We start from the raw sequence: 14,197 nt of genomic DNA, 5'->3' as shown, positions 1-14,197 counted from the left end.
TCGACATTGCGATGCTTGCCGACGCCAAACCGGCGCAGGTCAATCGTTTCCAACTGCCACAGCCCGTCCTTTAACGCCTTACCGGTCAGGCTTTCGCCCAAGACACCTGGAAAGGCCTGGGGAAACAGGGTGATGATTTGCGCCGTCCAAACCCCGGCCAGGGTCACGGGGCCATCCATCAGGTCCTGCGGTTTCAGGGTTGCCCGAATGGATTTCCTGCCATGTGATTTCGACGGTGCGGTCATATTCGGCTTTCAGGTTGCTTTTTTGGCGTCAATCGCGCCGCGCGGTTTGTGGCGTGGGACAGAACCACGCCCCTCATTGTTTGGACATCCGATGCGCCCGGCGTGATTTTCGGATCAGCACCTTCTTTTCGTCCCGCAACGTTTTCCAAGGTGTGTCCGAACGGTTCATGGCCAGCAATTCCGTCAGCAAATCTTGTGGTACGGATGTATTCGCGGGGGGGAGCGGGGCAAGAGTGGCGCGCAGGTCCGCAGGCACCTCCGCGACATCCAGCAGGGCATCCAGAGGGCCAAGCGGGCCGGTCGCGATGTCCTCCAACGCGGCGCGGTGGACGCGGGCGGGGGCCACGGCGGCGGCGATGCGATCGACCATCGCATTCAGGTCCGCATGGGGCAGCGCCGTTCTGCGAAACGTGTCCAGATCGTCGGTCATGCGGGTGGCGCGCACATGTTGGGCATAACAGCTTTTGACCCATGGGGCAGGCGCGCGCGTGGTAAACAGAAATTCCAACGATGCGACGCCCGCGCCCAATGCGTCCTGGGCCACGCTGATCATCCCGGCCATAATGCGGGGCGCCGCCACGTAATCGGTTTGTGCATGGCGAAACGGCATGTGCCCGGCCAAATCTTCGCAGGACATCAGGATCGGGCGGGTGTCAGCGGGGTCAAGGTTGCCCAAAACCTGCGCGGCCTCGTAAAGGAACAGGGACCATTCGACATCATCTAGGGTGCGGGAATAAGCGCGGGCGGCTTCTGTCATGCCCGCCATGTCGTCCTTGAGCAGGATGCGATAAGCGGGGGTCAGGGCCGCACGATTGGCGGCCAACGTCTGTTGAATGCTAGAGGTTCCCGTTTTGTGAAACCCCGCATGCACGATCAGTCGCATCAGATCAGGCCGTCGGGCGGGTCCGCGACAATGCGGCCGCCAGCCAGATCCACCGTGGGCACGCAAGCGCGGGTGAACGGCAGGAAAAACGTCTGGGATCCGCCGGGGATCTGCACCTCGAGCAGATCATCCGCGCCGTTGTTTTGCACCGCCTTGACGCGCCCCAGTTCCGTGCCGCCGGTATCACGCACCGTCAGGCCGATTAGATCGGCGTGATAGAATTCGTCGTCGGGCAAGTCAGGCAAACGATCGCGCGGCGCATATAGGCGCACGCCTTTCAGCGCGTCGGCTTGTTCCTTGGTCAACACGCCGTCCAGTTTGGCCGCGAAACCGTTTTTGATCGCGCGGTTCAGAGTGAGCGTGAAGCTTTGTTGGCCATCCTCGGTTGTCAGGGGGCCATAACTCGCCACAGACTCCGGGTCGGCGCAAAAGCTTTTCAGGCGCACTTCTCCATGGACCCCAAAGGATCCGCCGATGGCGCCAACGCAGACAAGATCGCTCATTTTTGGTCCTCACAGAGCAGATCCGACAAAACGCCCGCGCGATCCACACAGCGCTCTGCCTCGCGGGTGCGTTCATACACCATGCCCGCCACAAAGGCGATTGTGACAAGGAACAACGTGCGGATCGGGTGAAGCAACATGGGGCGGTTTGCCTTGATCGCGACAGGCGGGCACATATGCGCCCGCCCGGTGGGTCAGATGGCCCGCTTGGGGCCTTGCTGACCTGTGATCTGATGATGATCAGGCGTGTTGCCGATCATTCCTCAGCGGCGGCGGCTTCTTCTGCTGCCGGTGCTTCTTCGGCAGGGGCGGCCAGTTTTTCGGCCTTGGCTGCGGCGCGTTCCACTGCGGCTTTGCCCGGCTCAGCCTTTTTGGGGTTGGAGCGCGTTTTCTTTTCCATGACGCCTGCGGCTTCCAGCATACGTGCCACACGGTCGGTGGTTTGTGCGCCCTGGCCCAGCCAGTATTGAACCCGCTCAAGGTCCATCTTTACCCGGTCTTCGCTGTCTTTTGGCAGAAGGGGATTATAGGTGCCCAGTTTTTCGATGAAACGGCCATCGCGTGGCATACGGCTGTCTGCCGCAACGATGCGATAAAAGGGACGTTTTTTCGAACCGCCACGGGCAAGTCGGATTTTCATGGCCATTGGTGTGATCTCCTGTTGATGGCTAATAGGACGGGAAGGGCCCGCCTTAAGATTGATGTTTGCGATGATGCTGAATGACTTCAGCGATGATGAAGTTCAGGAACTTCTTGGCGAATTCGGGGTCCAGATCGGCCCGATTTGCCAAATCTTCAAGCCGTGCGATCTGCTTGGCTTCGCGCGCAGGATCGGACGGTGGAAGGTCGTGTTCTGCCTTGAGTTTCCCCACGGCCTGGGTGTGTTTGAACCGTTCGCCCAGCGTGTAGACGAGGATCGCGTCGAGGCGATCAATGCTTTCGCGGTGTTCCTTAAGCAGGGTGGCAGCGCGCGAGACGGGATCGTTGGCGTTGGTATCAGTCAAGGGCGTATCCCTCCGGTTTAAAGCTTGGGTCGCTGTAATGAGCAATCTCAAGTGCGATCCCGTCGGACAACTGGGTGTGGTCAAGCTGTGCGGGTGACGGGTGGCGGTAACAGACGTCATTGCCATCAACCGTCGGCGCATCGACGTCTTTCTTGGCCCCGAGCCGTTCGGCAAGGCGGATCGAGTCGAGGTTTTTCGGGTCAAGATAGCTGACCGCGCCATCCCATCCGAGGGTGCCATAGAAATAGCGGCGTGCCGCGTGGGTCGCCTCAAGCGCATAGCCGTGACCTGCGGTTTCCGGCCAGATGATCCAGGCGATTTCCGCTTCGGGCCACGCGGCCGGTTGCCATCCGCCGGCCATGCCAAGCGGCTTGTCCGTGATCTTGTCGTGGATCATCCACATGCCAAAGCCACGGATCTGCCAATGACCGATTTCGGCCGCATAAAGCATCCATGCTTCATATTGATTCAGCGGACCGCCCATATAGCGCGAGCGATAGCTGCTGAACGTCGCCTTGAAGTTTGGATAATCTTCGGCTTCTGGTCCTCGAAGCACCAACCGCGTGGTTTCGAGAACGGGAATGTTTTGCGCTGCCATTATTCAGCCGCCCCTTGTTTCGGGTGTCGATAAATGTGGATGTTATGCCCCACGAGCGTTCCGGCTTTTTCGAAGCTTGCGCCAAGTCGAGTGGCAAGCGCGATTGAGCGGTGGTTGTTTGGGTCGATGTAGCTGATGACGCCGTCCAGATCGAAGTGCGTCGCCCCATAATCGCGTGCCGCGCGCGCGGCTTCAAAGGCAAAGCCAAGGCCTTCATATCCGTCATGCAGGTTCCAGCCGAGTTCTGGCTCAGACCAACCCTCGCGGAAGATAAATCCGCAAGCGCCGACCATTTCGCCATCCGCTTTGTTCTCGATGTTCCAGAACCCATACCCGCGTAACGCCCAGTGACCGATGCTGCCTGCGATAAGCTTCCAGCAGGCTACGCGATCCATTGGGCCGCCAATGATGTGCGAGCGTTCAGACGCCATGAACGCGGAAACCGCATCCAGATCTGTCTCGCGTGGCTCGCGCAGGATCAAACGGTCTGTTTCGATGCTCGGGATGTCAAAGTTGAACAAGGTCATTGCGCGGCCTCGCTCGAATGGATGTAAGCGAGCATGTCGCCCTCGTGCACCGTGCGCGACGCGCCGAGGCGCTCTGCCAATGCGATAGAACGCGCGTTGTCTTTGTGGATATAACTGGCGAGTTCGCTCAGTTGCAGCGTCTCAAAGGCAAAAGCGCGCGCCATTTGCGCTGCTTCATGGGCAATCCCAAGACCTTCGTTGTCTGTCGAGACCAGAAAGCCCAGCTCGATCTGCGCATCGCCCGGCTCAAGCCCAAGGATCACAAAACCAAGCGCTTCACCGCTGTCCACATCTTCGATGGTCCAGCCACCATGACCGTGCAACATCCAACCAGACGCCAGTTGCACGAAGTCCCACCATGCATCGTCGCGGCTGAGCGGACCGCCCATATACTGGCCGCGCGATGTGCAAAGCACATCGGCATAAAGCGGGAAGTCCTCAACCTTGGGTGCGCGCAACAGGATTGCGTCGGACATCAACGTTGGAATCTGCGCTGCGACATTGGCGGCAACCGCGGATGGGATACCTGTTGGCGCTATTTCGTGACGTGGGCTCATGAATAGGCCTCCATTCCGCCATCGTCCAAGTCTTCAGGACCGGGGTGGCGATAGAGGTGATCGAGCCCCATTTGCACGTTTTCGTATTCACGCTCAAAGGTCGCGCCAAGGCGCTTTGCAAGCGCGATGGAACGCGCATTGTCAGGGACGATATTCGAGGTCAATGTCGTGAAACCAAGCGCGCTATATGCCCAAGCACGCACGGCTTGCGCCGCTTCATAGGCAATGCCTTTGCCTTCAAAACCCTCATAGACGACCCAGCCCATTTCAGGCTCTGGCCATCCTTCGGGATTCCAAATGCCGCACAGACCTGCGGGCTTGCCGGTCTCTTTGTCGACAATCGTCAAATAACCGTAACCGTGGATATGCCAATGCCCGATATTCAGCGCAAACCAACGCCACGCTTCATCGCGCTGCGGGATGTAGCCGAACCCTTTGGACCGCGCCTCATCTGCCGAAAAAGCAACAAACGGCTCAACATCGCCCATTTCAGGGCCACGCATCAGCAATCGCTGTGTTTCCAGACGTGGGGCGTTGGTCAGGCTCATGGGTTACTTCTTCTTCCCGAAACCAGAAAGGCCGGGGGGCAGACCTGCGCCGCCGCCAAGACCGCCCAAACCACCAAAACCGCCGGGCAGTTTGTTGCCCATGGCCTTCGCCGCCGCTTCCATCGCCTTTGGGTCCATTTGGGACGGGTCCATGCCAGCTGGCATACCGCCGCCTTTGCCCATCATGCCCTTCATGGCTTGCTTGAGCATGCCGCCTTTACCCATCTTGCCCATCTTCTTCATCATGTCGCCCATTTGGCGCTGCATTTTCAGAAGTTTGTTCAAGTCAGACACTTCCATGCCCGCACCCTTCGCGATGCGTTTTTTACGGGAGGCTTGCAAAATCTGCGGGTTCGCGCGCTCGCGTTTGGTCATAGATTGGATCAGGGCGATCTGCTGTTTGAGGATGCGATCATCAATGCCCGCACCTTCCATCTGCTTGGCCATTTTGCCCATGCCCGGCATCATTCCCATGATGCCTTCCATGCCGCCCATTTTCATCATCTGCTCAAGCTGGCTCTTGAGGTCGTTCATGTTGAACTGACCCTTCGAGAAGCGCTTCATCATGCGCTCGGCTTGCTCGGCCTCGATGGTTTCTTGCGCTTTCTCAACCAGCGCAACGATGTCGCCCATGCCAAGAATACGGCCTGCGATACGCTCTGGCTCGAACGTTTCCAGCGCGTCCATCTTTTCGCCAAGACCGACGAACTTGATTGGCTTGCCAGTGACCGCGCGCATTGAGAGCGCAGCACCGCCGCGACCGTCGCCGTCCATACGGGTGAGGACAACACCAGAGATGCCGATCTTGCCGTCAAACTCTTCCGCGACTTCAACCGCGACCTGACCAGTGAGACCGTCAACGACCAGAAGTGTTTCGCGCGGGTTGACCGCGTCGCGCACATCTTCGACCTCTTTCATCAAGGTCTCGTCGATCTGCAAACGACCTGCCGTATCGAGCATGTAGACGTCATAGCCGCCCAATGTCGCCTGCTGCTTGGCACGTTTTGCGATTTGCACCGCAGATTCGCCCGCCACGATAGGCAGGGTATCAACGCCGATTTGCGTGCCGAGAATCGCGAGCTGCTGCTGCGCCGCTGGGCGGTAAATGTCGAGCGAGGCGAGCAGCACACGCTTTCCATTCTTCTCGGTCAAACGCTTGGCGAGCTTACCCGTCGTTGTTGTCTTACCAGAGCCTTGCAAACCCACCATCAGGATCGGGGCAGGGGCGTTGTCGATCTTTAGATCGCCCGGTTCACCTTCACCGCGCAGAACATGCTGAAGCTCGTCGTGAACGATCTTAACAACCTGCTGGCCGGGGGTGATAGACTTGGTAACCGCTTGGCCTGTCGCCTTTTCTTGCACGGCCTTAACGAAATCGCGCGCAACAGGTAGCGAGACGTCAGCTTCAAGAAGAGCAACGCGCACTTCGCGAAGCGCGGTTTTGACGTCATCCTCGGACAATGCGCCTTGCTTGGTCAGGCGATCAAAGACGCCGGATAGACGGTCGGATAGATTTTCAAACATGCCTATTGGCCCTTCAGTCTGCTGCAAGTTGGACCCAATGTAGGTAGGCCCGGCGAATGTTCCAAACGAGTATCGCACCAGTGGGCGCAACGCGCTGACTGATGGCGATCCTCGCATAATCGAGGACCGGAAGATTTATGGCTTCCGGATATGGCTCTGCGTTTAGGCCGATGGCCCTTCAGAGTCAACAGGCGCTGGCTGTTTCAGCCATGTGTTGATTGCATCGGTGATCCGCTGCGGCGCAGGTCCGCTGGTCAAGTATTCGGTGACGGGGTGATGTCCCGCGCTCATACCCTTGTCAAAGACCAGCACGCATCTAGCAGTGTCATAGCCTTCCTTAATGGCGTGACTCAGATCGCCAAGGGGATGAACGACCTCTGTGTAGCCTGCGAAATTGCGGGATCGAAAGGTGATGGTGTTGTTCAAACGATCGAAAATCACCTGAACGCGGCGCACAAACACATAAAGAAAAAGCGCTACAAAGGCGGTAAAAAAGGTAAAGAATGCAGCAACCATCCATTCCTTAGCGAGAAACGCGAAAAAAGCGCCGCTGGCTGTACCAAGGAACACCGCGCCGAGCATGATCGATATCAGCAAAGGGCGATCTTCGACAATAAGACGGGCAGATGTGTTGCGCGTGACTTTCATGCGATCAATTTGGCGCGAGCGGATCGCTTTGCCAAGCTTTGTGTAATTGCAATTTCGAACAATACCTTTGATTGTGTGGTGACTACGTGAATTTACGCACAAAAGGCCGCAAGATGGACAATTGGGATGAGGTACGCACCGCCTATCAAATTGCGCGCATGGGCACGGTCAGCGGCGCAGCGGATGTGCTTGGCGTGCATCATGCGACGGTGATCCGCCATGTAGATGCGCTGGAGCAACGCCTTGGCGTGAAGCTCTTCCAGCGCCATGCGCGCGGCTATACCGCGACAGAAGCAGGTGAAGACCTGTGCCGCGTTGCGCAAGCCACGGACGAGCAATTTAGCCAGCTGTCTAGTCGCGTCAAAGGCAAGGGGGACGAGGTATCGGGTGAATTGGTCGTGACCTCTTTGAACGGTTTGGCACCGCTCATGGCACCGACATTGACCGAGTTTCAACAGGCCTATCCCGAAATTGTCCTGCGCTATCTCACGGGTGATCGGCTGTTTCGCCTTGAATACGGCGAGGCCCATGTGGCGGTGCGCGCAGGCTCTGCGCCTGATCAACCGGACAATGTGGTGCAGCCCTTTGTGAGCCAATCGGTCGGGCTTTATGCGGCGCAAAGCTATGTTGATCGCTTTGGTATACCCAAGAACGTCGATGACTACGCCAATCACCGTTTTGTTGGCCACGATTCCGAAACCAACCGTTCACCGTTTTTCCAATGGCTGCGCACGCACGTGCCGCGCGAAAACGTAGTATTTCGCTCCACCGATAATCGCGCGATGGAATTGGCGATCAGGGCAGGCGCCGGCATCGGGTTCATGACCGAATCCGACGCGAGCGGGCATGACAACATGGTGCAAATCGCGTCCCCCATCGCCGATTGGAGCGCCAACCTTTGGTTAGTGACCCATGTTGATCTTCACCGCACGGCCAAGGTTCAGGCGTTTTTGAAGTTCGTCAAAGAAAAGGCCAAAGGGTGGGAAACCACATGAGCGACGCTCTGCGCGGCCATGCTGCGATGTTGTTGTTTTCGATGCTCGTGGCGGGGTCTTTCTCGCTCGGCTCATTGGCCGCGCCTCACGTCGACCCGGAACTGGTTACGGTGTTTCGCTTTGCAATTGCTGCGGTGATCCTTGGTAGCATTTGCGCTGTGCGCGGCGAGCTGAAACGCGCGAATTTCGTGGCGATCTGGCGCTACGGGTTGCTCGGTGCGGTCTTTGCGGCCTATTTTGTGCTGATGTTTGAGGGGCTGAAAACTGCGCCTCCCGTATCGGCGGCTGCGGTCTTTACATTGACGCCCTTGCTTACCGCGCTGGCCAGTTTTGTGATCCTTCGACAGATTACGACGAGGCGGATAGCCATAGCGCTTGGGTTAGGGGGCATCGGCGCGCTTTGGGTGATTTTCCGCGCTGATTTCGCGGCGTTTACCGCGTTCCAAATCGGTCAAGGTGAAATCATCTACTTTTGGGGCTGTGTGTGTCACGCGATCTATATTCCCTTGGTGCGGCTGCTCAATCGCGACGAAAGCGCGATGCTGTTTTCTTTTGGCACCACATGCGGCGGAACGTTGTTGTTGCTGTTCTGGAGCGCGGGGAGCATTGCTGCAACGGACTACGCTGCCTTGCCAATGATTGTTTGGCTGACAATCATATATGTCGCTGTGTTTGCCACTGCCACGACCTTTGTTCTGACGCAATACGCGTCCCTGCGCCTGCCAGGAGCCAAGGTCATGGCCTATACTTATCTCACCCCGTCTTGGGTAATTCTTTGGGAGATCGCGCTGGGCCACGGTGCACCGCGCGGATTGATCTTGGGCGGTGTTGCCTTGACTGTACTGGCTTTGATCGCTTTGCTGAAACACGAAGAAACCGGAGGGCGCGATGGCCGAATATCGAAAGCTGATTGATGCAGAGATTTGGGCGTTTATCGAGAAGACAAACAGCTATTATCCCCCTGATACCGCGACCTACGGTGTCGAGGATCAACGCCGCATCTACGATGAAATGTGCGCAGCTTTTCGCGTGGATTATCCTGTCGGGGTGAGCGCTAAGGATCGTGATTACGGCGGTGTGCGTTGTCGGCATTACACGACAGGTGCCGGCGATGCGCTGGTGATGTATTTTCATGGCGGCGGCTTTGTCGTCGGTGGTCTTGAGAGCCACGATGACGTTTGCGCAGAGCTTTGTGCGGCTTCGGGGCTTGATGTGGTCTCGGTTGATTATCGTATGGCCCCAGAGCACAAACACCCCGCGATGTTTGAGGACGCGATGGCCGCAACGCGAGCCGTGTTTGACGAGATTGGCAAACCCCTGGTGCTCTGCGGTGATAGCGCTGGCGGCAATTTGGCGGCAGCCGTGTCGCATATGGCGCGCGGCACAGGTTTGGATATACGCGGGCAGGTCTTGATCTATCCGGGGCTTGGCGGGGATTTCGACAAAGGATCCTACATTGAATTTGCTGACGCTCCGATGCTGACGCGCGATGATATTGTGATCTACAAACATGTGAGGCTTGCAGGGGACGAACCTGTTGGCGATCCGAGTTATGCGCCGCTTCATGACGCCTCATTCGAAGGGCTGCCACCCACCGTGATCAACACGGCGCAATGCGACCCGCTGAGTGATGATGGCATCGACTATGAATCGGCTTTGAAAGCGGCGGGCGTGCCTGTTCACCGCGTTGATGAGGTCGGATTGGTACATGGACACCTTCGCGCGCGTCATATGTCGGCGCGTTCAAGTGCCAGCTTTGAGCGTATTAAACAGGCCGTGGTCGCTTTGGCGGCGGAACAGTGGCCCTACTGAAGAGATTATTCTGCGAATAATCTCGGCCCGAAAACCTTCGCAGAAGGTTTTCTTAGCTCAGGAACGGTTTGGCCTTCATCGTGTTAGGGATTGGTGCACCGAGCCGTGACAAGATCGTCGGGGCCAGTTGCAGTTGATGCAGGTGTGTTTCTGGGGATAGCCCCTGTGCCTCGCCAAAGTAATAGAGCGCAAATTCTTGCTGCAACGGATCGCGCGCGCCGTGGTGGCCTCGCGCGTCTTGGCCGTGATCGGCGGTCACGATCACCTCATACCCCATTTCGCGCCAGCGCGGGATGAAGGGGGCGAGCATTTCGTCCATGACAAAGCAAGCATGATCCATCTCGTGGCTTTCGTGCTGAAAGCGATGCCCCATGCTGTCGAGCGTACAGGTGTGCAGGATGCCGTAGTTCAGATCAAAACGCCCCGCGAGGTTGGTAAGCGTGGCAAACAGGTCCAGATCAGAGGGCGTCATTTGGTTGGCATGGCCATAGCCTGTCATCGAATGGAAACGGCCGTGATTGATCGTTTCGCTTTCGGGTTCGTCGTACTCGATATCGCGCACATAATCGAAGGGGTGGCGATTGAAGAATTCTGACCAGAAAGAGTGGGTCACCGCACCCGTCGTTCCACCTACCTTGCGCACTTCGGAAAAGATATCAGGTTGGCTGATCCTGAAGACATTGCCGTTACCTGTGCAGCCGTGTTCTTGCGGCGTTACGCCCGTGTGGATCGAGGCATAACAGCTTGCCGAAATTGACGGCAGAACAGAGGACATTGTCCATTTCTGTGCGTCGCCGCTGTCGACCCAGCCTTCCAGATTGCCGAACAAGCGGGTCCAATTTCGCAGCGGAACGCCATCAAGGATAATGAGGAGCAGTTTGCGATCCATGGGAGCCTCCGGCGGGAGTTTATTTAGGAAAATGAAGCGGGGCTAGTTGCCCGCGCTTTCCATCTTGCGTGTGGCAATAACGTTCTCGAGCCAGCCGAGTTTCATTTCAGGAACGGAGCTGAGCAAAAGGTCAGTGTAGTCATCAAACGGTGGACTGAGCACCTCGGACTTTGTGCCGTAGCGCACGACTTTGCCTTGATACATGACTGCGATACTGTCCGCGATGGCGCGCACTGTGGCGAGATCATGGGTGATGAACAGATAGGCCACATCTTCACGCTTTTGCAGATCAAGCAGCAGCTTTAGGATGCCATCAGCCACCAGTGGATCGAGCGCTGAAGTTACCTCATCACAGATAATCAGCTTGGGTTTGGCAGCAAGCGCGCGCGCGATGCAGACACGTTGCTTTTGGCCCCCTGATAACTCGGCCGGATAGCGGTCGATGAAACCATCTCCCATCTCGATTTCCTCGAGTAGCTCTGCGATGCGTTTGCGTTTCTCTTCACCGCGCATGCCGAAATAGAACTCAAGCGGACGCCCGATGATCGTGCCAACCGTCTGGCGCGGGTTCATCGCGACATCGGCCATTTGGTAGATCATCTGCAATTCGCGCAGATCTTCGCGTGAGCGGCTGGGTTGATCAGGCGTTAGCGAGCGTCCCGCAAAATCGATGGAGCCATCTTTCGGCGGCAATAGCCCTGTAATCACGCGTGCGAGTGTGGATTTTCCAGAGCCAGATTCACCAACAACCGCGAGCGTTTGACCGGGGGAAATATCAACGCTCACATCATGCAGCACATCAAACTTGGTGCCGCGATAGCGCGCAGTGATGTTCTTAGCACTCAGGATCGGTTCGCTGGGAACCTTCTCTTCGTGATCAATCGAACGCACGGAAACCAGAGCCTTGGTATAGTCTTCTTGTGGTGCATTGATGATCTGATCGACAGGGCCGTATTCGACCATATCGCCCATTTTAAGCACCATGATATCATCGCTTACCTGCGCCACCACGGCGAGGTCGTGGGTGATATAAAGCGCAGCAACGCCCGTGTCGCGAATGGCTTCTTTGATCGCGGCAAGCACGTCGATTTGCGTGGTCACGTCGAGCGCCGTAGTCGGCTCGTCAAAGATCACCAGATCGGGTTCGGGACAAAGCGCGAGCGCGGTCATGCAGCGCTGCAATTGACCACCCGAGACCTGATGCGGGTAGCGCGACCCGATATTATCAGGGTCTGGCAAGCCGAGTTTGGCGAAAAGAACGCGCGCTTTGGCTTCTGCATCAGAGCGCGAGAACTTGCCTTGGCTGACAGAGGCTTCCACCACCTGATCCATGATCTTTTTCGCGGGGTTAAAGCTGGCAGCGGCGGATTGCGCCACATAAGTGACCTCAGCGCCGCGCAACTCGCGCAGGCCCTTGATGCCACCTTTCAGGATGTCACGCCCGTTGACCCAGACTTCACCGCCAGTGATTTCCACGCCGCCTCGCCCATAGCCAAGGGCCGAGAGGCCGATGGTGGATTTGCCTGCGCCGGATTCACCGATAAGGCCGAGCACCTTGCCCTTTTGCAGCTCGAAATCGACGCCGTGTACAATCTCGATCTTATGGGGTTTGGCATCTGGCGGATAAACCGTCGCGCCAATTTTGAGACCACGTACTTTGAGTAAAGGATCGCTCATTATCCGCGCCCTCCTTTGAGAGAGGTTGTTCTATTGAGCACCCAATCGGCCACCAAGTTTACCGAAATGGCCAAGGTCGCGATAGCAAAGGCTGGGACCAATGCGGCGGGAATGCCGTAGACGATGCCGTCTTTGTTTTCTTTCACGATGCCGCCCCAGTCCGCATTGGGCGGTTGTACGCCAAGGCCGAGGAAGGACAGGGTAGAGACGAAGAGAACCATAAAGATAAAGCGCAGGCCCATCTCGGCAACAAGTGGCGAGAGTGCGTTAGGCAGGATTTCGCGGAAGATGATCCAGCCACGGCCTTCACCGCGCAGGGTGGCGGCTTCTACGTAATCCATGACGTTGATGTCGACCGCGACCGCGCGCGAGAGGCGATAAACGCGGGTCGAATCCAGCAGACCCATCACAAGGATCAAAACCGGGAGCGTCACAGGCATCACGGACAAAACGACAAGGGCAAAAATCAACGTCGGGATCGACATGATCAAATCGACAAAGCGCGAGATTGCTTGATCGACCCAGCCGCCCATGACTGCGGCCAATAGGCCGAGCACAGAGCCGAGCGTGAAGCTGAGGATTGTCGCGGCTGTCGCAATAAAGATCGTGGTGCGTCCGCCATAGATCATGCGGCTGAGCAGATCGCGCCCGATGCTATCAGTGCCAAGCCAATATTTGGACGAAGCAGGCTCCCAAACATCACCGACTGTTTCGGCCATGCCGTAAGGCGCAATCCACGGCGCGAAAATCGCGACGAAGAAATAAAGGCCGGTAAAGAACAGGCCGATGAGGGCGGATATGGGGATATTCTTGAACATGTCCGTTCCTCCTATTTCGGGTGCCGCAGGCGTGGATTTGCCAAGATAGACACGATGTCAGCTGTCATGTTGAGAATGATGTAAACGGCCGCAAATACGAGACCGCAGGCCTGCACAACTGGCACATCGCGTTTGGCCACGTGATCGACCAAGTATTGGCCCATGCCTGGATAGACGAAGACCACTTCGACAACGACAACGCCAACAACCAGATAGGCAAGGTTGAGCATCACAACATTCACAATCGGCGCGATTGCGTTCGGAAAAGCGTGGCGGGCGATGACTTGAAAACTGCTGAGGCCTTTGAGTTCAGCCGTTTCGATATAGGCCGATTGCATCACGTTGAGGATCGCAGCGCGCGTCATACGCATCATATGCGCGAGAACAACGAGCGTCAGAACCGTAACTGGCAAAGCGATAGCGGAGAGCTTTTGGCCTAGTGACATGGAGTCGTTGATCATTGCAACAGAGGGTGCCCAGCCGAGCTTTACGCCGACGAAATACATCAAAACATAGCCGATCAGGAATTCAGGGATCGAAATGGATGTCAGCGTGACAGCCGAGATCAATTTGTCAGGCCAGCGGTCTTTGTAACGCACGGCCAGCAGGCCGAGGAAAATGGCCAAAGGTACCGAAATAATCGCGGCCCAGAAAGCGAGGAAGAGCGTATTGCCCAGACGTTTGCCCATGCTTGTGGCGATGTCTTGGCCGTTGGTGAGGGCAGTGCCCAAATCGCCCGTAACGGCGTTGCCGAGCCAGCTGAAATAGCGGCTCAAGGCTGGCTCGTTCAAGCCTAATTCTTTGCGAAGGTTGGCCAGTGCCTCAGGGGTCGCGGATTGGCCCAGAATAGATTGCGCTACGTCTCCTGGCAGGATTTGCGTGCCGACAAAAATCAAGGCAGAGGCAGCAAGGAGGAGAAGGAGTCCCAGCGCCAAGCGCTGGGAAACCAGTTTCAATACGGGATGCATA

At 57.1% G+C, this 14,197-nt stretch carries 18 protein-coding genes and 1 pseudogene; 3 read left to right on the top strand and 16 right to left on the bottom strand.

What is annotated here, in order from left to right:
- From ACRBCU_RS12975 to ACRBCU_RS12920, 12 genes and pseudogenes are all read right to left on the bottom strand, one after another.
- Window positions 1-245 (bottom strand): annotated as a pseudogene (locus ACRBCU_RS12975) (tRNA (guanosine(37)-N1)-methyltransferase TrmD); the annotation flags it as partial.
- A 73-nt stretch (window positions 246-318) separates the two neighbouring features.
- A complete protein-coding gene (locus tag ACRBCU_RS12970; protein ID WP_431365814.1) occupies window positions 319-1,128 on the bottom strand; it encodes a hypothetical protein in 810 nt (269 codons plus the stop codon).
- Window positions 1,128-1,631, bottom strand: a complete 504-nt coding sequence (gene rimM / locus ACRBCU_RS12965; RefSeq protein ID WP_431365813.1) for a ribosome maturation factor RimM — start codon at window positions 1,629-1,631, stop codon at window positions 1,128-1,130. Before rimM ends, ACRBCU_RS12970 begins: the two co-directional genes overlap by 1 nt.
- The gene (locus tag ACRBCU_RS12960) at window positions 1,628-1,807 is read right to left on the bottom strand and encodes a hypothetical protein (RefSeq protein ID WP_431365812.1); all 180 of its coding nucleotides are present in this window, start codon (window positions 1,805-1,807) and stop codon (window positions 1,628-1,630) included. The genes rimM and ACRBCU_RS12960 overlap by 4 nt, the downstream gene beginning before the upstream one ends.
- 80 nt (window positions 1,808-1,887) lie before the next feature.
- On the bottom strand, window positions 1,888-2,277 hold the full coding sequence (gene rpsP, locus ACRBCU_RS12955) for a 30S ribosomal protein S16 (RefSeq protein WP_431365811.1): 390 nt from the start codon (window positions 2,275-2,277) through the stop codon (window positions 1,888-1,890).
- Between the two features lie 46 nt (window positions 2,278-2,323).
- Entirely contained in the window at window positions 2,324-2,635 is a 312-nt protein-coding gene (locus ACRBCU_RS12950; RefSeq protein WP_431365810.1) for a chorismate mutase, read from the bottom strand.
- On the bottom strand, window positions 2,628-3,233 hold the full coding sequence (locus ACRBCU_RS12945) for a GNAT family N-acetyltransferase (protein WP_431365809.1): 606 nt from the start codon (window positions 3,231-3,233) through the stop codon (window positions 2,628-2,630). The genes ACRBCU_RS12950 and ACRBCU_RS12945 overlap by 8 nt, the downstream gene beginning before the upstream one ends.
- Window positions 3,233-3,760: a GNAT family N-acetyltransferase gene (locus ACRBCU_RS12940; protein WP_431365808.1), complete on the bottom strand. Its 528-nt coding sequence runs from the start codon at window positions 3,758-3,760 to the stop codon at window positions 3,233-3,235. Before ACRBCU_RS12940 ends, ACRBCU_RS12945 begins: the two co-directional genes overlap by 1 nt.
- Complete coding sequence (locus ACRBCU_RS12935; RefSeq protein ID WP_431365807.1) at window positions 3,757-4,317, bottom strand: GNAT family N-acetyltransferase; 561 nt, start codon at window positions 4,315-4,317, stop codon at window positions 3,757-3,759. Before ACRBCU_RS12935 ends, ACRBCU_RS12940 begins: the two co-directional genes overlap by 4 nt.
- Complete coding sequence (locus ACRBCU_RS12930) at window positions 4,314-4,865, bottom strand: GNAT family N-acetyltransferase (RefSeq protein WP_431365806.1); 552 nt, start codon at window positions 4,863-4,865, stop codon at window positions 4,314-4,316. Before ACRBCU_RS12930 ends, ACRBCU_RS12935 begins: the two co-directional genes overlap by 4 nt.
- A gap of 3 nt (window positions 4,866-4,868) precedes the next feature.
- Window positions 4,869-6,389 (bottom strand): signal recognition particle protein, encoded by a 1,521-nt coding sequence (ffh, locus tag ACRBCU_RS12925; RefSeq protein WP_431365805.1) that lies wholly within the window; start codon window positions 6,387-6,389, stop codon window positions 4,869-4,871.
- Between the two features lie 162 nt (window positions 6,390-6,551).
- Window positions 6,552-7,037: a hypothetical protein gene (locus ACRBCU_RS12920; RefSeq protein ID WP_431365804.1), complete on the bottom strand. Its 486-nt coding sequence runs from the start codon at window positions 7,035-7,037 to the stop codon at window positions 6,552-6,554.
- 113 nt (window positions 7,038-7,150) lie between these two features.
- Here ACRBCU_RS12920 and ACRBCU_RS12915 point away from each other — a divergent pair, with 113 nt between their 5' ends.
- From ACRBCU_RS12915 to ACRBCU_RS12905, 3 genes are read left to right on the top strand one after another with little or no spacing between them, the layout of a single operon-like run.
- Complete coding sequence (locus tag ACRBCU_RS12915; RefSeq protein ID WP_431365816.1) at window positions 7,151-8,032, top strand: LysR family transcriptional regulator; 882 nt, start codon at window positions 7,151-7,153, stop codon at window positions 8,030-8,032.
- Window positions 8,029-8,946, top strand: coding sequence for a DMT family transporter (locus tag ACRBCU_RS12910; protein WP_431365803.1), 918 nt, complete (start codon window positions 8,029-8,031; stop codon window positions 8,944-8,946). The genes ACRBCU_RS12915 and ACRBCU_RS12910 overlap by 4 nt, the downstream gene beginning before the upstream one ends.
- Window positions 8,921-9,844, top strand: a complete 924-nt coding sequence (locus ACRBCU_RS12905) for an alpha/beta hydrolase (protein WP_431365802.1) — start codon at window positions 8,921-8,923, stop codon at window positions 9,842-9,844. The genes ACRBCU_RS12910 and ACRBCU_RS12905 overlap by 26 nt, the downstream gene beginning before the upstream one ends.
- 52 nt (window positions 9,845-9,896) lie before the next feature.
- Here the strand turns inward: ACRBCU_RS12905 and ACRBCU_RS12900 are convergent, their stop codons facing one another.
- The 4 genes from ACRBCU_RS12900 to ACRBCU_RS12885 are packed head-to-tail and all read right to left on the bottom strand — an operon-like array spanning window position 9,897 to window position 14,196.
- On the bottom strand, window positions 9,897-10,733 hold the full coding sequence (locus ACRBCU_RS12900; RefSeq protein WP_431365801.1) for an alkaline phosphatase family protein: 837 nt from the start codon (window positions 10,731-10,733) through the stop codon (window positions 9,897-9,899).
- Window positions 10,734-10,775: 42 nt separating this feature from the next.
- On the bottom strand, window positions 10,776-12,410 hold the full coding sequence (locus ACRBCU_RS12895; protein WP_431365800.1) for an ABC transporter ATP-binding protein: 1,635 nt from the start codon (window positions 12,408-12,410) through the stop codon (window positions 10,776-10,778).
- Complete coding sequence (locus ACRBCU_RS12890; protein ID WP_431365799.1) at window positions 12,410-13,228, bottom strand: ABC transporter permease; 819 nt, start codon at window positions 13,226-13,228, stop codon at window positions 12,410-12,412. The genes ACRBCU_RS12895 and ACRBCU_RS12890 overlap by 1 nt, the downstream gene beginning before the upstream one ends.
- Window positions 13,229-13,239: 11 nt before the next feature.
- Complete coding sequence (locus tag ACRBCU_RS12885) at window positions 13,240-14,196, bottom strand: ABC transporter permease (protein ID WP_431365798.1); 957 nt, start codon at window positions 14,194-14,196, stop codon at window positions 13,240-13,242.
- Between the last annotated feature and the right edge of the window lies 1 nt (window position 14,197).

Source organism: Planktotalea sp. (assembly GCF_050633725.1).
In the GTDB taxonomy this organism is placed as follows: domain Bacteria; phylum Pseudomonadota; class Alphaproteobacteria; order Rhodobacterales; family Rhodobacteraceae; genus Planktotalea.
Note: the sequence above shows the minus strand (reverse complement) of the source record. Positions and strands in the feature narration are given on the sequence as shown.